The sequence below is a fragment of the Flavobacterium buctense genome (genome assembly GCF_014486695.1).
Classification (GTDB): domain Bacteria; phylum Bacteroidota; class Bacteroidia; order Flavobacteriales; family Flavobacteriaceae; genus Flavobacterium; species Flavobacterium buctense.
The window spans coordinates 64,148-85,121 of the sequence record NZ_JACTAB010000001.1 but is presented as its reverse complement, the minus strand read 5'-3'; the positions used below and the strand labels follow the sequence as shown (position 1 = coordinate 85,121).

The window sequence follows — 20,974 nt, the reverse complement described above, 5'->3', positions numbered from 1 at the left end:
GCCGAACGTTTTTGTTCGGCTTTTTTTAATTGGTAATAATTAATGTGCTTCCGTTGATATCAACGCGGTATTGTTTCATGGGGTATTGTTGTCCCGGACTTTGACCCGAAAATAAATTGTAAACGGTATCGTCACAATCACAAGTGGCCTCAATGCCACTAATAGTCATAGCGGTTGTACAACTGGTAAAATCTTGGTTAGGACAAGCCAAGTCAAAAGCTACAAAACCGCTTCCGGTATTAAAAACAACAATACCTCGTGCGCCTTGCGAATAATCAACTATATGATTGCTTGGAAATTGCAAGTTGCTGTAACCCGGTAAATTCATGTTAATTTGCAGATACACCGTATAATTTGGTATATTAGGATTGCGATTATTAATACTGCCACTATCGCATCCAAAGGCGAAAGGCAATAATAAGAGTAGAACGATTATCTTTTTCATGTAAATTTATTTCAATACTATAGCGAAACAAATTTAAATTAATTAACTTTGACATGCGTTATTAAACGCCACCAAATTTGAAATAAATTTTAAAATACTATCTTTGAAAAAAGAAATCCCGTTGCGATGGGATTTTTTCTATTTATATAAATGATGAAATTATGAGTACAGTATCGTATTACACAGCAGAAGGACTGAAAAAATTAAAAGACGAATTAGAACAATTAAAAAGTATAGAAAGACCAAAAGCTTCCCAAGCCATTGCAGAAGCCAGAGATAAAGGCGATTTGTCAGAGAATGCAGAATATGACGCAGCCAAAGAAGCGCAAGGCATGTTGGAGATGAGAATTGCCAAAATGGAAGAAGTATATTCAAACGCCAGATTGATTGACGAATCGCAATTAGACGTTTCCAAAGCTTTGGTTTTATCGAATGTAAAGATTAAAAATCAAGCCAACGGTATGGAAATGAAATATACCTTAGTAGCTGAAAGCGAAGCCGATTTAAAAACCGGAAAAATTTCGGTAAGCTCTCCAATTGGGAAAGGTTTGTTAGGTAAAAAAGTAGGTGAAATTGCCGAAATCAGTGTGCCTAACGGAAAATTGAATTTTGAAATTTTAGAAATCTCAAGAGACTAAAATGAGTTCCATATTCACTAAAATTATTAACGGAGAAATTCCGGCTTACAAGATTGCCGAAGATGATAATTATTTGGCTTTTTTAGATGTGAATCCTAATGCCAAAGGACATGCACTTTGTATTCCGAAACAGGAGATCAACAAGATTTTCGATATGGAAGAAGACCATTATTTAGGCTTAATGCAATTTGCCCGAAAAGTAGCCCAAGCCGTTGAGAAAACCGTTCCGTGCAAGCGTATGGGCGTGGCTGTAGTTGGTCTGGAAGTGCCGCATGTTCACGTGCATTTGATTCCGCTTCACGATATGGATGACATGCGTTTCCAACGAAAAGTGTCTTTGACCAAAGAAGAGTTTGAAGATTTAGCGAAAGCCATTCAAAGTAATTTATAATAAGAAAATCCCGAGTTATCGGGATTTTTTTAGGCCTTTTTAAAAGAAACCTGCATGGTTGTGCCTTTGTCTATTTCGGAATGCAGCACTTTTATTTTCCCTTTGTGGTATTCTTCTACAATTCTTTTGGTTAATGATAAACCCAAGCCCCAACCGCGTCTTTTGGTGGTAAAACCCGGTTCAAAAACACGCTTGAATTGGTTCTTTGGAATGCCTTTTCCGGTATCGGAAACCAGGATTTTCACGTAAGTGTTGTCGTTTTCAATAACTACAGATAATTTTCCTCTACCTTTCATCGCATCGATAGCATTTTTGACTAAGTTTTCAACTGTCCAACTGTGCAAAGCCGGATTGAGTAAAACTATAATGGGTTTTTTAGGCGCTTTGAAAGAGAACTCCACTTGCTTTGAAAATCTTGACCTTAGGTAATCAAAAGATTGTTCTGTTTCTTCAATAATATTTCTTTTTTCAAGAATGGGTTCGGAACCGATTTTGGAAAACCTATCGGTGATGGTTTGCAATCGAGTGATGTCTTTTTCAATTTCAACGATGGTAGTTTCGGCGACATTATCGGCTTTCATGATTTCGAGCCAGCCGATTAAGGAAGACAATGGTGTGCCAATTTGGTGTGCGGTTTCTTTCGCCATTCCGGCCCAAAGTTTGTTTTGAGTCGCCATTTTGGTACTGCGGTAAAAGTTGTAAACCAAGCCGCCAAAGAGGAAAATAATCAGTAATAAAGCGACCGGATAATATTTCAATTTATTCAATAAAGACGAATCACCATAGTATAAATGATGTGTTTTGCCTTCAGAAATTTGCATGACAATCGGGTCGTTTTGATTTTTTAGCTTTTGTAAAAAACGCTGCAGTTTGGTTTTGTCTTTCAGAATATCTTCATCAATATTCTTGGTGTTGATGATAGAATCTTTTTCGGTAACAATAATAGGAATAGTAGCGGTTTGTAGAATCTGTAAGGGCAAATCAACATCGGTGTATTCGTTAGCGTTGATTAAGGTTTCCTGAGATTTCGCCCAAAGTTCCATCTTCAGACGTTCCTCATTTTTAAAGATTTGGAAAAAAGAATACGTATTCCAAAGAATTAAAGCCACGATGACAAAGGAAGCCATAATGATAATCCAACGGGTGGTGTTTCTTTTTTCGGAAAACTGCATGGTCAAATTTTTTATAAATATAGACAAAACCGCCAAAAGTGCAAGACGAATTCTGTTTAGCCCTGATTGCCGAGGAAATCAACTTTGCAAAAGTTGATTGTAACAGAAAGCAGGAATACGGATGGCAAGAATGCCCGAACCTTTCGCTCCTGAAATCAATAAAAATTGTATTTTTGGGGAAAACAAAGAATATGCTCAGTTTTGAACCTCATACACTGTCGCCCGCGCAATTACAGGGTTATTTGCAAAGTGCGGTAGCGCCGCGCCCGATTGCTTTTGCGAGTACCGTTGATAAAAATGGTAAGCCTAATTTGTCGCCGTTTAGTTTTTTTAATGTGTTTAGTTCGAATCCGCCGATACTGGTTTTTTCGCCGGCTCGTCGCGTTAGAAATAATACAACAAAACACACTTTGGAAAACTGTGAAGCCACGAAACAAGTCGTGATTAACGTGGTGAATTATGATATCGTACAACAAGCATCGTTGTCAAGTACAGAATATGCTGATGGCGTGAACGAATTTATTAAATCCGGGTTAACGATGTTGCCTTCGGATATGGTAAAACCATTTCGCGTGGCGGAAAGTCCGGTGCAAATGGAATGCAAAGTCAACGAAATTATAGCCTTAGGAAATCAAGGCGGCGCAGGCAATTTAATCATTTGTGAAGTGGTTAAAATTCACATCAACGAAAACGTTTTGGATGACAAAGGTGCGATTGACCAAAGCAAAATTGATTTGGTTTCAAGATTGGGTGGCAATTGGTATTCTCGTTCCAATCAAGGCTTGTTTGAAGTGGAGAAACCCTTGGTAACATTGGGAATAGGCGTGGATTCGATTCCGGATTTTATCAAGAAAAGTCCAATTTTTGATGGGAACGATTTGGGTAAATTAGGAAATGTAGAAGCCTTGCCAACCGAAGAAGAAATTACTATATTTGTAAAACTGAATTTTGCAGTAAAGGGAGTTTTGAGTTCGGATGACGAGCAAAAAATACACCAAAAAGCAAAAGAATATTTGAATAATAATGAAGTACTATCGGCTTGGAAAGTACTTTTAGCAAAACAATAATTATGGAAGTTACCGGAAAAATTAAAGTGATTAATCCTGAGCAACAAGTGAGTGCCAGTTTTAGAAAAAGAGAATTAGTTGTGGCTACAGAAGAGCAATATCCACAGTTTATCAGCATCAATTTTGTGCAGGATAAATGTGATTTATTGAACAACTATAATGTAGGGGAAGCGGTAAAAGTTTCGATCAACTTAAGAGGAAGAGAATGGGTGAATCCGCAAGGAGAAACCAAATATTTCAACGACATTCAAGGTTGGAGAGTGGAAAAACTACAAGCGGAAGCACCGGCTGCTCCGGGAATGGCGCCAATGCCACCGGCAGAAGCTTTTGCACCAGCGACGAACTTCAACGAAGAAGAGCACGACGATTTACCTTTTTAATAAATTCGTCTTAAAGCCAAAGGTCTTAAAGTCAAACGTCATTTTTATTATAATTTTGACATTCGACTTTAAGACTTTTTACATTTGACACTTTTACAATGCATTTTTTAACCAAAGATTTATATTTTCCACCGGTCGATGAAGCTTCGTATGAAGGCATTTTGGCGGTTGGCGGCGATTTGTCTACGGACCGATTGTTGTTGGCGTACCGGAATGGGATATTTCCTTGGTTTAATCCGGATGAGCCTATTCTTTGGTGGTCACCGCCGGAGCGAATGGTCGTTGCGCCGCAATTGTATAAGGTTTCGAAGAGCATTCGGAATTTATTAAACCAGAAGAAGTTCGACATCACTTTCAACCAAAGCTTTGAAGAAGTGATTCGGAATTGCCAACAAATTGTCCGCAAAGACCAAGACGGAACTTGGATTACAGATGATATTATCGATTCGTATACTAAATTACATGAAATGGGTTTTGCGCAATCAGTAGAAGTTTGGCAAAATGGTGAATTGGTTGGCGGTTTGTATGGCGTCGATTTAGGACACGTTTTCTGTGGTGAAAGCATGTTTTCTAAAGTGTCTAATGCGAGTAAGATAGCGTTTGTGACTTTGGTACAATACTTAAAAGACAACAATTACAAACTCTTAGATTGTCAAATACACAATGATCATTTGGAGAAATTGGGTGCGTTTGAGATTTCGCGAGAGACTTTTATTAAGGTGTTGAAGAGTTAGTCACAGTTTTCAGTTAATTCTGCCAACTGTGACTGCGACTGAGAACTATTTCCTCTTCCAACAATCTTCCACATGATCATTGACCATTCCGGTGGCTTGCATGTGCGCGTAAACTACCGTTGAGCCGACAAACTTAAACCCGCGTTTTTTTAAATCTTTACTGATTTCGTCTGAAAGTGGTGTCGTGGCTTTTACATCGCTCATTTTCTTGATGTTGTTTTCAATCGGTTTTCCGCCGGTGAAATTCCAGATGTATTTAGAAAAGCTTCCGAATTCTTTCTGAACTTCCATAAAGGCTATGGCATTGGCAATCGTTCCTTTGATTTTTAGGCCGTTGCGAATGATACCTGCGTCTTGCATTAGTTCGGCGACTTTGTCTTCGTTGTATTGCGCGACTTTTTTGTAATCGAATTGGTCAAAAGCTTTGCGGAAGTTGTCTCTTTTTTTCAAAATCGTGTACCAACTCAAACCGGCTTGGAAAGTTTCTAATACTAAAAACTCGAATAATTTATCGTCGTCATATACGGGATTTCCCCATTCGTTATCGTGGTAATCACGGTATAAATCGTCTTTTTCGCACCAAGCGCAACGTATTTTACTTTCCATCTTTAGCGATGTATTTTTCAATTAAAGCATGGCCCAAATAAATAAATGGTGTCATGCCAACGGCTATAATCAACTTAACGGTGTAGCCGGTTAATCCTGAAATGATATAAGTTTTGGTGTCCATAATTCCGGGTAACCAAAATGCGATACCCAATACGATAAAGCTATCAAAAAACTGTGAAATCACTGTTGAACCAGTACTTCTGAGCCATATCATTTTGTTACCGGTTCGTCTTTTTACAAAATGAAAGATAGTAACATCAATCAATTGAGAAGCTAAAAAGGCAATTATGCTGCCTACTATAATCAATTGACTTTGCCCAAAAACCGCATTGAATTGCTCTGTAGTCACTGAGCTAATTCCGGTTGAAGGTATTTTCATGGCGAAAAACAACACAAAAAAAGTATAGGCTATTAGTCCGGCAGTAATTAAGGAAAGCTTTCTTACGCCTTTTTCGCCAAAATATTCATTGATTAAATCGGTTGTCACAAACACAATTGGCCATGGTAAAATACCGATGCTCATTACGGCAGTGCCAACATCAATTAGTTTTCCGCCAATGAGTTCAGCTACTATAGCATTAGTTATAAAAATGCCTGCAAGCACAACATATACGGTATCTTTTTTTGATTGAAACATGCTTTATTCCTCGAAATTAAAGTAGTTTTCGCGTTCTTCCTTTTTTCTAAAACTGGCACCCGGATGATTGGCATTAATGGTTTCTTTCATGATGGCCGGCATTAGCTTTTCTATGGTATTTTCTTCGTCGATTTCTTCTAGCACCGGTGAGAAATAAGCTTTCGGAACAATTTTGCCATTTTCAATTAAAAAGGCCATTGAGTGGAAAGTTTTGGTGCCGATGATTTTTTCTTCTTTTGTTTTTTGGGACTGATAGAAATAGAAAACAGCCAGATTATTTCCTTGTTTTATTTCTCTTTTTTCTAAGAACTGGACTTTACTGGTTTCTTTTATTTTATCAAAATCTCTCATAGCGGCTTCAGCAATTTCGTCATCTGATATTGTTTTTAAGAAATCGAAAGCGTCTTTTTCTTGCAGCAAAAGGATGGTTTTGAATTTTGTTTTAGGATTATCGAGCCCTTTTTTAATCAGTTCTTTACTGGCTTTGTTGTGGGTGATTTCCAATTTTAAAATCTCCAATAGGATTTCAGGATTGTCCAGTTTTTTTATTTTCGTCATCAATTCATTTACATCATTGTTTTTAGGCAGGTGCGATAATAGTGAAAGATAATTTAAAAGATTGGAGTTTGGATTTTCGTCCTCTTCATAGTCATAAGCATAGTCTTCTTCATACTCATTTTCTTCCTCTGAAGCCTTTTTTTCTTCTCGGTTAAGTAGTCTTTTGTATTCCAATTTTGAATGGGTTAAAATCAGTTTTTGGAAAGCAGCGATTTTTTTAGGAGAACCCAGTTTTTTGTCTAACAAAGCGTTACAGAAACTTATGATTGGTTTGTTGTACTCTTCTATACCGTAGAATTGGAAAATATCGGGAAATAGTACTTTACTTTCCTCTAAATTTTCTTCGAAGGAATGGAATAACTGATTTAACTCATAGGCATCTTCTGTAACCGGAAGGTCGAATTCCATTAGTTTTAAAACCTGACGATAAGCATTTTCGGTGTTTTGAGAAGCTAAGGCATTAAGAATGGCTAACTGTTCTGTTGTTTTGGTCCCTTCCGCTTTATATTTGTTTTCCAAATAAGGAACAACCTCTTTGTGTTTCAAATCGCCTAGTTTTTGGTACAAGCCTACTTTGCCATAAGCCTCTGTATCCTCAAATTCGTGGGTGTCTAAAAAAGTAGTAATGCGTTCAAAATCGGTTTCGTTTAACGTTAAATTGTATAAGTTATTGTAGGCAATTTTACGGATTGAATCGGTCTCGCTTGCAGCTTCTTCCAAAAACAGTTTTACTTTATCATCAAAAATGCTTCTTTGGGTTGTTTTTTCCGGTACAAATGACGAGAATGCCTTTTCAGTAAATGAATCGTCGTTTTTGTAATTTCGGTCTACCAAAGTCTTTAAGGTGACTTTTCGGTTGTCCATGAAGAAGGTTTTGATTTTTAGCGCTTGGTCTGAATTTTTAATACTTACCAAAGCATCGGCCACTTCGCAACCCAAAGCATCGTTGTGTGAAAAAGTGTTGCTGAGAATCTCTGTTTTTTCAAACTCTTTGAAATAATTGTCCCAAGTAGATAGCCATGGATCGGTATTGTCTTTGTTGATTCTGTAGTTGTCAAAAAGGGTTTTTAATTCTTTATTGTAATCATTTTTAAGAGAATCAAGAGTACTTACCTGAAGATATCTAGGGTAATTCATTACTTCAACAGTAACCGATTTTCCGATGTATGAGTTGAATTCTTTAGGGTCAAAATTGACTTCAGGATTTCTTTGCCATCTTCTCATGGAGCGAATTTCGTCGTTACCAATGCCTAAAATGGTTTGTTCGTTTATTTTTTTGGGAATTTCGATAACATATTTTCCTAAAGTATCTTTATAAACAGTGCTTTCGGAGGTTTTGAATTCCTCAAATGTAAAAGAGTTGAAGAATTTAGTACTGTTTTGTTCAGTCGCATCTATGGCACCCAAAAGGTAAAATTTATTCCCTTTGATAATGGACTTTAATTGGACTTTATGGTGTTCATTAGTGGATGAAGAGACATAATCCTTCGTGTTTTTTTCAAAATTAGCGGTTTCTTCCATTTCCTGATTCATGTAGAATTCGTTTTGGATTTGTTGGTGTTGAAACGTTTTATCATCCATAAAATCCATGTCTGTTGAAGTGTTTTCAATCACAAAAAAATAACTTTTCTCTTTTGGATCAAAAGCTTCGAAGGTTACATCGGAAGCGGTTTTTTCACTATTGCCATATTGGACACAAAACTCGGGCATGGTTACTGAAAAGCCTCCTTTTTGAGGTTGAACTTTTTCCCAGGTATTTTTAAATCCTTTAATTTTGAATTTGTCGAATATGGTTTGTTCGTATTGTTTTACATAAGTTCCCGTTCCGGAAAAAGAAACGCTAATGATTTCTAATGGGGTTACATAAAAACGGTAGTGTTGGAAATTACCGGCTTTACTTTTGTTTTTCACATCATAACCGATATAGGCTTCGTCTTTGATTTCTTTTTTCTCTAAGATTTCTCCCGGTATGAATTCGTATAGCAAACTATCGATACTCTTGTGATTGAAGTAATCGTTTTTCTTTTGCAAATAATTGTGTAACGGTACTCTAACCATGCTCAAAACGCCACCATTAGTGATGTCAAGTGTGCTTTTAATTTTCTCGAAGTTTAGGTTTAAGTCGAAATCAACGGTTTGAATCATTTGATCGGGTGTTGGTTCCGTTTTTATTTTTGGTTCAGGAAAAAATTCTTCAATGGTTTTTTTGTCGGTTTCCCCTTTTTTGGTCAACGGACCAATTACCGGAGTTACTTGATATCCTTTGTTGATTAAAAGTTGTAAAACGCCTTCTTTTCCGCCTAAATGCGCTGCACCAACGGCACTAAACAGACTGCCATGGTGTACTAATGAATCAATGCTTTTGACCATATCATAATTTCGGTCAATAATCATGATTTTGTGTTTTTTAGGGCTTTCGGATAATTTGCTTAACGAATCAAGCATTACGATGTCTTTTTCGCGGTAAAAATCTTTTAAAGTAGTATAGATGGATTTGCCTTTAAGGATTTTGGTTAGGATAGCTTTTTTTTCCTCTTCTTCTTCCGAAGCCTCATTTTCTGACTCTTTAAAGTCAACCATTTGTTCGGCTTTACTAAAATTGATAAATGATTTTTTGGCGTCTTCTAAACCCACGGTTTTTTTGTTGTATTTCTTAGCGGTTTGATGGATGAACATATCGAGCACAGTACTTTCGCTGTAATCGGCTCTGTTGCCTTCCACTCCGGAGGACATTTGGTTGAAGAAATTATAGTTGGTAAACAGCGGTAATAAGTCTTGTTTTTCAACCGGTTTCAGGTAAAATTTAGAGTAGAATTTAGTTCTTTGTTGTGGGCGATAATTCATGTATAAGTCGAACAGTTCACCCCAAGAATCGGGATTGCTTTCGTTGCTTACAATATCGGCTTCTAGCAAATGCTTATAGAAAGCGTCTGAAAGATGGTAGGATATCTTGTCATTAACATGAAAAGTACCATAAACATAGGATTTCTTTTTTAAACCTTTTCCGGAGATTTCCCAAAGTAATGTTTTTTCAAATTGGGCATTAACTTGGAGTGTAAAAAGGACAAAGAGGACGAGAGCAAAAATCTTTTTCAAGGGATATCAATTTTGATTACAGACAAATATAAACAAAAAGGCATCTCATGAATGCTGTGACTATTGTTAATTTTTTTGGGGAGATTTTTTCTAATATACTATACGTTGTTTATAGCCCCGATGGGAGTGGCATCTCCCGATTTATCGGGAATATAACGGACAGCGGGACGAATAGTGAAAAGAAAGCTAAACGATGTGCTCCCTAAAATAAAAAACCTCAATTCAATGAAGAACCGAGGTTTTTGTATGTGAATTAATAATTTTTAATTCATGAGATTATCCCAAAGTAACTCTTTTGAAACCTGTAATTTCAACGTTGAAACCTTTAACATAATCGCCTACTTTTTTACTGTCATCTTTGATGAAGTTTTGGTCTAATAAGGCTTTCTCTTGATCTAAAGTTGTATTGTCAGAGATGAAACGTTGCACTTTTCCAGGAATAATTTTATCCCAAATTTGTTCCGGTTTGCCTTCCGCTTTTAATTCCGCTTTAGCATCTTCTTCCGCTTGTTTTAAAACTTCTGGAGTTAATTGAGAGAAAGAAATATATTTAGGAACATTTTTCAAAGTTTTCCCTAAACGTTTTGCTTCTTCATTTTCTTTTTCGATTACCGCAATACGAGCTGCCAATTCAGAAGCAACGAAAGCAGGATCAAAATCTTTGTAAGATAAGGTATCAGCTCCCATTGAAGCCACTTGCATAGAGATGTCTTTGGTTAAAACGTCAGCGTTGGCAATTGGTGCAGAAATAGCCGTTAAGGCCGCAATTTTGTTCACGTGAACATAAGATCCAACGAAAGCACCTTCTAAGATTTCAAAACCACCGATTTCGATTTTTTCACCGATAACACCAGTTTGTTCGATTAATTTTTCAGCTACAGTAATTCCGTTGAAATCTGACGCTAAGAAGGCTTCTTTAGAAGAGAAGTTGATAGCTTTTTCCACTAATTCTTTAGCTAAAGTTACGAAAGCTTCATTTTTACCTACGAAATCTGTTTCGCAGTTTAAAGTGATGATGGCTCCTTTAGTATTGTCAGCATTGATAAAAGAAACAGCAGCTCCTTCAGAAGACTCACGGTCAGAACGGTTAGCAGCCACTTTTTGTCCTTTTTCTCTAAGGATTTGGATGGCTTTATCGAAATCTCCTTCCGCTTCAACTAAAGCTTTTTTACAGTCCATCATTCCGGCACCTGTAGTTTGTCTTAATTTATTTACGTCTGCAGCAGTAATTGTGATTGTTGACATAATATTTTTTAATTTAAAAGTTTTTTAAAAGTAAATTACGAATTACGAATTTCAAATTACGAGTCAAAATAATCCGTAATTTTTAATTCATAATTCGTAATTATTTTTGTTTTATTCTTCAGTTTTAGTTTCTGTAGCTTCTACTTCAGGAGCAACTTCAGCTTCAACAGCCGGAGTTTCTGCTACCGGAGCAGCTACTACTTCTACAGTTTCTTCAGCTTCTACTTCAGGAGCAGCATCAGAACCTTCAGCAGTTCTGTTAGCTAAACCGTCTTTTACAGCGTCAGTAACTAAAGTTAAAATTTTATCAATTGATTTTGAAGCATCATCATTGGCTGGGATAACGTAATCTACTTCACGTGGATCAGAGTTAGTATCAACCATTGCAAAAACTGGAATGTTTAATTTTTGTGCTTCTTTGATTGCGATGTGTTCCGCTTTGATATCTACTACGAATAAAGCAGCAGGTAATCTTGACATATCAGCGATAGAACCTAAGTTCTTCTCTAATTTGGCACGAAGACGATCAACTTGTAGTCTTTCTTTTTTTGACAAAGTCATGAAAGTACCATCTTTCTTCATTTTATCAATAGAAGCCATTTTTTTAACGGCTTTACGGATAGTAACGAAGTTAGTTAACATACCACCAGGCCATCTTTCAGTGATGTAAGGCATGTTACAAGCCAATGCTTTTTCAGATACGATATCTTTTGCTTGTTTTTTGGTAGCTACGAAAAGTATTTTTCTACCGGATGCTGCAATTTTTTTCATGGCTTCATTAGCCTCTTCAATTTTGGCAGCGGTTTTGTATAGGTTGATAATGTGAATTCCATTACGCTCCATATAGATGTAAGGGGCCATATTTGGATCCCACTTACGAGTCATGTGTCCGAAGTGAACACCTGCTTCTAATAATTCTTTAACGTCAATTTTGTTTGCCATTGTGTAATAGTTTACGTTCCGTTTGATTAGCAATGCGTCACCTTTTTCGCTTAATGAGTAAGACTTTGGACTGCATTTCGATGCTAAACTAATTCCCTTTTTACAAGGAATATCGACAACTTTGTTTTAAATTCTAATTTAATTGTAAAAAATAATCTGAAAATATAGTGCGGTAAATACCGAATATTAACGTTTCGAGAATTGGAATCTCTTTCTCGCTTTTTTCTGACCGAATTTTTTACGTTCTACCATTCTTGGATCTCTTGTTAGTAATCCTTCTGGTTTTAGGATGCTTCTGTTTTCAGCTTCCACTTCACACATTGCTCTTGCAATAGCCATTCTCACAGCTTCTGCTTGGCCTGTTGAACCACCACCGTATACATTTACTTTTACGTCAAAGTTGTCAGCGTTGTTTGTCATAGACATTGGCTGTAATACTTTGTACTGTAAAGTAGCTGTTGGGAAGTAGTTGTTGAATTCTCTTTTGTTAACGGTGATTTTTCCTGTTCCTTCTGAAACATAAACACGTGCTACTGCACATTTTCTTCTACCGATTTTGTGAATAACTCCCATTATTTAAGATCGTTTAGGTTAACTGTTTTAGGTTTTTGTGCACCTTGTTTGTGCTCAGTTCCTACAACAACATTTAAATTTCTGAAAAGTTCTGCTCCTAATTTGTTTTTAGGTAACATTCCTTTCACTGCTTTCTCCACTAGCAAAGCAGGGTTTTTTGATTGCAAAACTTTTGCAGTCAAAGTTCTTTGTCCACCTGGGTAACCTGTGTGACGAATGTAAGTCTTGTCGTCAAGTTTGTTACCTGTTAGGTTGATTTTCTCTGCGTTGATAACAATTACGTTATCTCCACAGTCGACGTGAGGTGTATAACTCGGCTTGTATTTACCTCTTAAAAGCATCGCAACTTTTGAAGCAAAACGACCTAAGTTATGACCTTCAGCATCTACGATGATCCACTCTTTTCCAGAAGTGGCCTTGGTTGTAGATTGTGTCTTGTAGCTTAATGCGTCCATAATATTTTTTTAATTAAACATTCCATTCCCAATAAAGGGAGTGCAAAAGTACAATTATTTATTAATAAAGCAAATACCATTTTTCAAATTTTTTTATAAAGCGCCTCATTTTACTTAAAATCCTTTAAATGAATACACTTAACGGGTGAATTAGATTCCTTTTTTGGGTTAAAATCATAAGATAATTGTGTTAGATTTCGATTAACTTTCATACCGCTTTGAGATGAAAGAGAATAAATTTTACTATTTTTACGCTTTAACCAAGATAAAAATGAAATCGAAAGCCACCTTAAAACAAATTGCCAAAGAGTTAGGCGTTTCAGTTTCCACCGTTTCAAAAGCTTTGAACGGAAGTCCGGAAATCAGTGAACCTACCAAACAACGTGTGCAGGAATATGCTAAATTGAAAAATTATAAGCCGAATGTGATTGGTCTGAACCTTAAAAACAGAAGAACCAAAACCATAGGCGTGATTATTCCGAATATTTTGAATTCTTTTTTTGCTAAAGTATTTAGCGGCATCGAAAAAGTGGCTGATGAAAAAGGGTATAAAGTGATTACGTGTATTTCAAATGAATCTCTGGAAAAAGAAATCAATGCACTAGAAATGTTAAGCAATGGAACCATCGACGGTTTTATTCTTTCGATATCGGAAGAATCTCAAAAACTACAAAAGTTTGGTCATTTTACCTCCATTATAAATGAAGGAACACCGATCGTAATGTTTGACCGAATTGCCGATGAGGTAAATTGCGACAAAGTAATTGTAGATGATTTTGAATCAGCGGTTAATGCCATGGAGCATTTAATAAAAACCGGATGTAAAAAAATCGCTTTACTTTCAGCGATAGACAATTTGAGTGTTGGAAAATTAAGAGCGCAAGGTTTTTATAAAGCGTTAGAAAATCACGGCTTAAAAGTGGATGAAAATTTAGTGATTTTGACCAATAATAATGAAGAATTCAATGCCGAAATAGGAGGTTTTTTCATTAAAAATAAACCCGATGGTGTTTTTGCGGTTGACGAACATGCTTCAGTTACGGCAATGAAGCTTGGGATTCAAAATGGATATAAAATACCTCAAGATTTATCAATTATTGGGTTTGCCGATGGAGTTTGGTCAAGAAGAATGACGCCAAGTTTGTCTACGGTAAGTCAACACGGACCTGAGATAGGTGAAGTCGCAGCACAATTATTAATAGATAAATTGGAGAGCGAAGATGAAACCTTTACGTTCACTACCACTACAATTAAAACCGAATTAAGACAAAGAGATTCTACCAAAAGATTGCAATAAAGTAAACCATGTGTTTACCTAATGTCAACCTTAATCAGTAGCGGTTTGCTCTTTTTTTATTATAAATTTGTAAAATCTAAAAATGATATCAATGAAGAAGATTCTCTCCGGTTTGTTTTTTATGTTCTGTGTTAACTTCATGTTTTGTCAGGAAGCAACCAATATTTTTGATATTGCCAGAAAAGGGACAATCGAACAAGCCAAAGAATTTGTTAATTCAAACCCAAGTAGCTTAAATTCCGTAAATGAAAATGGATTTACGGCATTGGTTTTGGCGTGTTACAAAGGAAACAATACTGTAGCAAAATATTTTATTGAAAATGGAGCTAATCTTGATGTTAAAACCAATATGGGTTCGGCATTGATGGCTTGCATTGTAAAAGGAAATAATGAAATTGGAAAGTTACTAATTGATAAAAAAGCCGATTTAAATATTATTGACAACCAAGGAACAACAGCGCTGATGTATGCAGTACAGTTTAAAAATATTGAAATGATTAAATTATTGCTAGCTCATAAAGCAGATAAAAATTTAACAGATAATAAAGGGAAAACAGCATTTGAATATGCAACTTTCTCAGAGAATGAAGAAATTATAAACTTATTAAAATAGATACTATGAAAAAAATTACTTTATTACTTCTTGCTTTACCATTATTTGGTTGGTCACAGTCAAAGATTTCGAACACTGTTTCTGTATCGAATATCAGTGCCAATATTTTACTTAACAATGATACACAAACCGCAACATTAACTATAGTTGGTCCTTCAGACCGATGGTTGGCGTGTCAATTTGGACAATTTGCCGGCGGTATGGAAGCTGACAGTGATGTCGTTTATTACAATGGAACTATCCTGGTAGATGCAACACATAACGGAATTGGATCGGCACCTACTGCAGATGCTCAAAACAATTGGACCGTTACATCAAACACCGTAACAACCGGAGTTAGAACAATAGTTGCCACAAGAGCATTTAATTCACCTGATGCTACCGACTTTGATTTTGTATACAGCAACAGCACTATTGGAATTGCTATTGCTCACGGAAATTCAAGTTCTTTTTCCTTGGCTTATCATGGTGCCGGAAACAGAGTTTCAAATACAAGTGTAGCTTTCACCACTCTTGGAGTTGAAGATTTCTCTTTAAATGCTTCACAGATTTTCCCAAATCCTTCTAATGGTAATTTTACTATCAATACTAGAACTGCCTTAGAACAAGTGTCTATTTATACTATAACGGGTAATTTTGTAAAATCGATAAAAGTTGACAGTGCTAATGCAACACAAATCAATATCGAAGGTCTTTCAGCCGGTGTCTATTTGATTGAACTGCAAAATACTGCTCAAAAAGTATGGAAAAAAATTATTATTGAATAAGATCTAAAATAGTTTTATAAAAAAAAGGCAACGATTTATAATGGTTGCCTTTTTTTATTTTAATGTGCTTCGAGCCAATTTTTCCCGCTACCGAGTTCAACTTCCAACGGAACAGTTAGCTTGAAGGCATTTTCCATTTCGTGTTTGATTAGCGGTTTGATTTTTTCTAATTCTGAGTTGTGTACATCAAAAACAAGCTCATCATGCACTTGTAAAAGCATTTTAGATTGCCAGTTTTCACTAGTCAGCTTCTTGTGAATGTTGATCATCGCAATTTTGATGATATCGGCGGCGCTTCCTTGAATGGGTGCGTTTACGGCATTTCGTTCAGCGCCACTTCTAACTACAGCATTGGCTGAGTTGATGTCTTTTAAATAACGTCGTCTTCCCAAAACTGTTTGTACATAGCCATTTTCTCTGGCAAAATCTACTTGGTCTGACATGTATGATTTTAGTTTCGGATAGGTTTTGTAGTAGGCATCAATGAGTGCCGCACTTTCACTTCTTGACAAAGAAGTTTGGTTGCTCAATCCAAAAGCAGAAACGCCGTATATGATGCCAAAGTTTACTGTTTTGGCATTGCTTCGTTGTTCTTTGGTGACTTCTTCTAAAGCTACATTGAATACTTTCGCAGCCGTACTTCTGTGAATGTCTTCGTTGTTTTGGAAGGCTTTAATCATATTTTCTTCGCCCGATAAAGCGGCAATAATTCTCAATTCAATCTGCGAGTAATCGGCAGAAAGTAAGGTGAAATTTTCATCACGAGCGATAAATGCTTTTCTAATCAAACGTCCGCGTTCGGTACGAATCGGAATGTTTTGCAGGTTCGGATTATTCGAACTCAATCGACCGGTTGCGGCAACGGTTTGCATGTAATCGGTATGAACGCGTTGGGTTTTGGCATCGACTTGATTTGGCAATGCCTCGATATAAGTACTTTGCAATTTTACCATTTGACGCCACTCTAAAATATCTTTTACGATTTGGTGTTCGTTGGCCAAATAACTCAATACTTCTTCGCCGGTCGCGTATTGTCCGGTTTTGGTTTTCTTTTGTTTGGTACCGCCGATTTTCATTTTGTCAAATAATACTTCTCCGAGTTGTTTTGGGGAAGCCAAATTGAATTTTTCGCCGGCCGTTTCGTAAATTTTTTGCTCAAAAAGATTGATTTCTTTTTGCATATCAACCGACATCGATTTTAGGAAATCAACATCCAAGCGAATGCCTTCAGTTTCCATGGCGGCTAAGACCGGAATTAATGGAATTTCGATTTCTTCGAATAGTTTTTTGGTTTCGGCTCTGTCTAAAATCGGACTGAAAATTTCTTTTAATTGAAGCGTAATATCAGCATCTTCTGCGGCGTATTCTTTGATGTCTTCCAAAGGCACGTCTCGCATCGACAACTGACCTTTGCCTTTTTTACCAATTAATGTTTCGATGGATTTTGGCGAATATTTTAAATACGTTTCACTCAAAACATCCATATTGTGACGCATATCGGGATTGATTAAATAATGCGCAATCATGGTGTCGAATAATTTTCCTTTTACAGAAATACCGTAATTGGAAAGAATCTTTAAATCATATTTAATGTTTTGGCCAATCTTTTCAATGGTTTCGCTTTCAAAAAACGGTTTGAATTTGTCGGCTAATGTTTGTGCTTCTTCACGGTTTTCAGGAAACGGAACGTAGAAAGCTTTGCCTTTTTCAAATGAGAAAGACATGCCGACTAATTCTGCATGAAGCGTGTCAATTCCGGTAGTTTCTGTGTCGAAGCAGACTGAAGTTTGGTTCATTAGGTTTTGTAGAAACAATTTGGTTCCTAAGTCGCCTTGAACAATTTGATAAGTATGATTGGTGGTTTCTAAAGTGGCATAATAAGAATTATGTTTCGGCTCATCGCTTTCTTCATCGGAAAAACCAAATAAATCAAATTGGTCTTCGTTGGATTTTTTAGCAACAGGTTTCTTAGCCACTTTTTGATCATTGCCATTGTCATTGCCATTAGATTCAATTTCATCATATTCTTTTCCGGTGCCGAATAGTTTGTCGAATTGCGCCTTCATTTGACGGAATTCCAATTCCATAAACAAAGCATCTGTTTTTTCGATATCGGGTTTTGATAATTCGAAATCGGTTGCGTCAAAAGTCACCGGACAATCGAGTAGAATTCGAGCTAATTTTTTAGATAGAATTCCGAGTTCTTTATTGTTCTCGATTTTGTCTTTTAAAGCGCCTTTTAGTTTGTCGGTATTTTCCAAAAGGTTTTCCATCGAACCGAATTCCTTTAATAATTTCTTCGCTGTTACTTCACCAACACCGGGAAATCCGGGAATATTATCCGCAGAATCGCCCATCATTCCGAGAAAATCGATGACTTGTTCCGGTCTTTCTATCTCAAATTTGGCCAACACTTCCGGAATGCCCCAAATTTCTATGTCGTTCCCCATTCGTGCCGGTTTGTACATGAAAATATTTTCGGAAACCAGTTGGGCAAAATCTTTATCGGGCGTCACCATAAAGACTTGAAAGCCTTCTTTTTCGGCTTGCTTGGCTAAGGTTCCAATTAAGTCATCGGCTTCAAAACCGGCTTTTTCCATAATCGGAATGTGCATGGCCTTTAACAATTCTTGAATGTATGGCACGGCAATTTTAATGGCTTCCGGCGTTTCGTCACGATGTGCTTTGTATTCTTGGTACATTTCGTAGCGATAATCGCTTCCGCCTTTGTCAAAAGCTACCGCTAAATGGTCGGGTTTTTCGCGTTTAATCACATCCATCAAAGAGTTCATAAAACCCATAATGGCCGAAGTATCCATTCCTTTTGAATTGATTCGGGGATTTTTGATAAAAGCGTAATAACCACGGAAAATTAAGGCGTAAGCATCGAGCAGGAAAAGGCGTTTTTGTTGTGACATTTTCGAAATAAATTATAAAGTGTAAATGTAGCGAAACTTTAAAAGATGAAGAAGAGAAATATTTTAGTTAAATTTAGCTAAATGAAAGATAATAATGCTCTGATTCTTTGTTATTTTGCTGAAAATTTATGAATCATGCTTCGTTGGATTTTCTTCTTCCTTTTTGTTGCGATTATTGAAGTTTATGCTTTTCAGGCTTTTAGAACCATCACTAAGTCGAGATGGATTTTGGTTGCCTATCAAGTAATTTCAATAGCGGCAATCCTCTATATAGTCTACCAATTTTCTCAGTTTGATCGCAGAGTTGGGCAAAACAGCAAAACATTACTCACTTTTGGGTTGCTATTGTTGCTGTTTATTCCGAAAATGATTCTGACTTTCTTCATGTTATTGGAAGATGTTTACCGAGTTTTTTCAGGAACAATTACGCATTTTATGGGCGACAATGACAATGGTGGTTTTTTGCCTGATAGAAGGCGATTTGTTAGTCAGGTCGCTTTGGTAATGGCGGCTATTCCGTTTACTTCGCTTTTGTACGGAATGACCAAAGGAAAATACAACTTCAGGGTTATCAAACAAACGTTATTCTTTCCTGATTTACCCGAAGATTTTGATGGTTTCACGATTACCCAAATTTCAGACGTTCACAGTGGTAGTTTTGACGATGCCGAAAAAATACAATATGCGGTTGATTTGATTAATGAGCACAAGACAGACATGATGTTGTTTACCGGAGACATTGTGAATACTCATGCCTCCGAAATGCATCCGTGGATCGATACGTTTAATAAAATTGACACTCACGAATATGGCAAGTTTGCCGTTTTAGGAAATCATGATTATGGTGAATACATTGATTGGCCATCTCAAACCGCTAAAGATGAAAATTTTGAAGCCATCAAAAAATTGTACGGTGATATTGGTTTTGATTTGTTGTTGAACCAACATGCCAAAATCAAAAAAGGCGATAGCGAGATAGCCATTGTTGGCGTTGAAAATTGGGGAAAAAACTTCAAACAAGCAGGTGATTTGCTCAAAGCTTCTGAAGGATTGACGGCAGAAGATTTCAAAATCTTGATGAGTCATGATCCGAGTCATTGGGAATATGAAGTAAAAAACCATGACAAGCATTTTCAGTTGACGCTTTCTGGGCATACGCACGGTTTGCAATTTGGAATTGAAATACCCGGAATTATTCAGTGGAGTCCGGTGCAATATGTATACAAACAATGGGCAGGATTATATGAAAATGTTGGTCGATATATCTATGTAAATCGAGGATTAGGCTTTCATGCTTATCCCGGTAGAGTAGGGATTTGGCCGGAAATAACTGTTTTTGAACTAAAAAAAGGGGAAAAAGTAGCATAATTAGTTAAAAATGCTACATTTGTGCTTTAATATCTCTTCTTAGTCTTTAAAAGAAGGTAAAATTATTTTGGTTTTATGTCAAAATTTGGAGAATTAATCAACGCTCAAGTACCTGTGTTAATTGACTTTTACACAGAATGGAACGAATCCTCGGTGTCCATGCATCCTGTTATCAGAGATGTGGCAGCTGCTCTTGGCGACAAAGCAAAAGTGATCAAAATCGATGTCGACAAAAATCAGGAATTAGCCGATGCTTTGCGTATCAAAGGTTTGCCTACTTTAATGATATACAAAGACGGTCAAATGGTTTGGAGACAATCCGGGGAATTAGATGCTAATAGCATTATCGCATTGGTTCAAGATCAATTGTAATCAATCTTTTCACAAACAAATCCATTTTCGTTTAAGAATGCTAAAGTTTTTGGTAAAACGTATTCTAGGTTTTTCCAAGCTTTAACACTATCGTGAAAAACGATAATGCTACCACTTTCAATATTCTTCAGAACATTGTCCAAACATTTTTCAGGTGAAATGGTTTGGTCAAAATCCATGCTGATAATATCCCACAGAATTATTTTGTACCCTAATTTTCTGAGCGCTCGGGCTTGAGCAGGTTTGATTTTGCCGTAAGGAGGACGAAATAGTAGACAGTGTTCAGTGTTCAGTTGGCAGTTGGCCATAGCTTGTGTACACTTTTTGGTGTTCTCAATATAGTCTTCCAAAGAAGTTCCCCAACCTTTTAGATGATTAAAAGTATGGTTTCCTATGGCGTGGTTTTCAGTTATAATTTTTTGAAAAACTTCAGGATGTTTTTGAATATTGTCACCTATGCAAAAGAAGGTGGCTTTGGCATTGTGTTTTTTTAATTGTGCCAATGTCCATTCGGTGATTTCAGGAATTGGACCGTCGTCAAAGGTTAAGAATATTTTTCTTTCCTCATTGGGTATATCCCAAATGTAATTGGGAAAGATAGTCTTAACGAAACGGTTTGTTTTTACCCATAAACTCATAGGCTAAATATAAAAAAAATGTGCCAAAAGGAATCGTCAAATTGGCACATCTTCTAATT

At 36.6% G+C, this 20,974-nt stretch carries 21 protein-coding genes; 10 read left to right on the top strand and 11 right to left on the bottom strand.

From position 1 onward, the window contains the following. Window positions 1-25 precede the first annotated feature (25 nt). Window positions 26-445: a Rieske (2Fe-2S) protein gene (locus ICG50_RS00345; protein WP_187658928.1), complete on the bottom strand. Its 420-nt coding sequence runs from the start codon at window positions 443-445 to the stop codon at window positions 26-28. A gap of 161 nt (window positions 446-606) precedes the next feature. Between ICG50_RS00345 and greA the strand changes: the two genes are divergently transcribed. Beyond that, complete coding sequence (gene greA / locus ICG50_RS00340; RefSeq protein WP_187658927.1) at window positions 607-1,083, top strand: transcription elongation factor GreA; 477 nt, start codon at window positions 607-609, stop codon at window positions 1,081-1,083. 1 nt (window position 1,084) lies between these two features. Further along, the gene (locus ICG50_RS00335) at window positions 1,085-1,474 is read left to right on the top strand and encodes an HIT family protein (protein WP_187658926.1); all 390 of its coding nucleotides are present in this window, start codon (window positions 1,085-1,087) and stop codon (window positions 1,472-1,474) included. Window positions 1,475-1,503: 29 nt separating this feature from the next. Here ICG50_RS00335 and ICG50_RS00330 read toward each other — a convergent pair whose 3' ends face one another. After that, entirely contained in the window at window positions 1,504-2,646 is a 1,143-nt protein-coding gene (locus ICG50_RS00330) for a sensor histidine kinase (protein ID WP_187658925.1), read from the bottom strand. A gap of 191 nt (window positions 2,647-2,837) precedes the next feature. Here ICG50_RS00330 and ICG50_RS00325 point away from each other — a divergent pair, with 191 nt between their 5' ends. The 3 genes from ICG50_RS00325 to aat all read left to right on the top strand — a co-directional run bounded on the left by ICG50_RS00325 (window position 2,838) and on the right by aat (window position 4,827). After that, window positions 2,838-3,713: a flavin reductase family protein gene (locus tag ICG50_RS00325; RefSeq protein ID WP_187659601.1), complete on the top strand. Its 876-nt coding sequence runs from the start codon at window positions 2,838-2,840 to the stop codon at window positions 3,711-3,713. 2 nt (window positions 3,714-3,715) lie between these two features. Beyond that, entirely contained in the window at window positions 3,716-4,093 is a 378-nt protein-coding gene (locus tag ICG50_RS00320) for a DUF3127 domain-containing protein (protein ID WP_176306476.1), read from the top strand. Window positions 4,094-4,191: 98 nt separating this feature from the next. Then, a complete protein-coding gene (aat, locus tag ICG50_RS00315) occupies window positions 4,192-4,827 on the top strand; it encodes a leucyl/phenylalanyl-tRNA--protein transferase (RefSeq protein WP_187658924.1) in 636 nt (211 codons plus the stop codon). Window positions 4,828-4,872: 45 nt separating this feature from the next. Here the strand turns inward: aat and ICG50_RS00310 are convergent, their stop codons facing one another. The 7 genes from ICG50_RS00310 to rplM all read right to left on the bottom strand — a co-directional run bounded on the left by ICG50_RS00310 (window position 4,873) and on the right by rplM (window position 12,942). Continuing rightward, window positions 4,873-5,433: a DNA-3-methyladenine glycosylase I gene (locus ICG50_RS00310; protein WP_187658923.1), complete on the bottom strand. Its 561-nt coding sequence runs from the start codon at window positions 5,431-5,433 to the stop codon at window positions 4,873-4,875. After that, window positions 5,423-6,073 (bottom strand): queuosine precursor transporter, encoded by a 651-nt coding sequence (locus ICG50_RS00305; RefSeq protein ID WP_187658922.1) that lies wholly within the window; start codon window positions 6,071-6,073, stop codon window positions 5,423-5,425. The genes ICG50_RS00310 and ICG50_RS00305 overlap by 11 nt, the downstream gene beginning before the upstream one ends. Window positions 6,074-6,076: 3 nt before the next feature. Continuing rightward, complete coding sequence (locus tag ICG50_RS00300) at window positions 6,077-9,727, bottom strand: TraB/GumN family protein (protein ID WP_187658921.1); 3,651 nt, start codon at window positions 9,725-9,727, stop codon at window positions 6,077-6,079. 276 nt (window positions 9,728-10,003) lie between these two features. Further along, window positions 10,004-10,972, bottom strand: a complete 969-nt coding sequence (tsf, locus tag ICG50_RS00295; protein WP_187658920.1) for a translation elongation factor Ts — start codon at window positions 10,970-10,972, stop codon at window positions 10,004-10,006. A 111-nt stretch (window positions 10,973-11,083) separates the two neighbouring features. Next, complete coding sequence (rpsB, locus tag ICG50_RS00290; RefSeq protein WP_187658919.1) at window positions 11,084-11,914, bottom strand: 30S ribosomal protein S2; 831 nt, start codon at window positions 11,912-11,914, stop codon at window positions 11,084-11,086. A 186-nt stretch (window positions 11,915-12,100) separates the two neighbouring features. Further along, complete coding sequence (gene rpsI, locus ICG50_RS00285) at window positions 12,101-12,487, bottom strand: 30S ribosomal protein S9 (protein ID WP_121311954.1); 387 nt, start codon at window positions 12,485-12,487, stop codon at window positions 12,101-12,103. Then, a complete protein-coding gene (gene rplM, locus ICG50_RS00280) occupies window positions 12,487-12,942 on the bottom strand; it encodes a 50S ribosomal protein L13 (protein WP_121311953.1) in 456 nt (151 codons plus the stop codon). Before rplM ends, rpsI begins: the two co-directional genes overlap by 1 nt. Before the next feature lie 271 nt (window positions 12,943-13,213). Between rplM and ICG50_RS00275 the strand changes: the two genes are divergently transcribed. The 3 genes from ICG50_RS00275 (at window position 13,214) to ICG50_RS00265 (ending at window position 15,619) form a co-directional block, all read left to right on the top strand. Next, window positions 13,214-14,239 (top strand): LacI family DNA-binding transcriptional regulator, encoded by a 1,026-nt coding sequence (locus ICG50_RS00275; RefSeq protein WP_187658918.1) that lies wholly within the window; start codon window positions 13,214-13,216, stop codon window positions 14,237-14,239. Between the two features lie 91 nt (window positions 14,240-14,330). After that, window positions 14,331-14,852 carry an ankyrin repeat domain-containing protein gene (locus tag ICG50_RS00270; RefSeq protein ID WP_187658917.1) on the top strand — a complete coding sequence of 174 codons (522 nt, stop codon included), beginning with the start codon at window positions 14,331-14,333 and terminating at the stop codon, window positions 14,850-14,852. 5 nt (window positions 14,853-14,857) lie between these two features. Further along, on the top strand, window positions 14,858-15,619 hold the full coding sequence (locus ICG50_RS00265) for a T9SS type A sorting domain-containing protein (RefSeq protein ID WP_187658916.1): 762 nt from the start codon (window positions 14,858-14,860) through the stop codon (window positions 15,617-15,619). Window positions 15,620-15,678: 59 nt separating this feature from the next. On the opposite strand, the gene polA is transcribed toward ICG50_RS00265, so the two are convergent. Beyond that, the gene (polA, locus tag ICG50_RS00260) at window positions 15,679-18,537 is read right to left on the bottom strand and encodes a DNA polymerase I (RefSeq protein ID WP_187658915.1); all 2,859 of its coding nucleotides are present in this window, start codon (window positions 18,535-18,537) and stop codon (window positions 15,679-15,681) included. A gap of 135 nt (window positions 18,538-18,672) precedes the next feature. Here polA and ICG50_RS00255 point away from each other — a divergent pair, with 135 nt between their 5' ends. Next, window positions 18,673-19,905: a metallophosphoesterase gene (locus tag ICG50_RS00255; protein WP_187658914.1), complete on the top strand. Its 1,233-nt coding sequence runs from the start codon at window positions 18,673-18,675 to the stop codon at window positions 19,903-19,905. Between the two features lie 75 nt (window positions 19,906-19,980). Continuing rightward, window positions 19,981-20,277 (top strand): thioredoxin family protein, encoded by a 297-nt coding sequence (locus ICG50_RS00250; protein WP_171221519.1) that lies wholly within the window; start codon window positions 19,981-19,983, stop codon window positions 20,275-20,277. Here ICG50_RS00250 and ICG50_RS00245 read toward each other — a convergent pair. Then, the gene (locus tag ICG50_RS00245; protein ID WP_187658913.1) at window positions 20,268-20,915 is read right to left on the bottom strand and encodes a polysaccharide deacetylase family protein; all 648 of its coding nucleotides are present in this window, start codon (window positions 20,913-20,915) and stop codon (window positions 20,268-20,270) included. The genes ICG50_RS00250 and ICG50_RS00245 overlap by 10 nt on opposite strands. Window positions 20,916-20,974 lie beyond the last annotated feature (59 nt).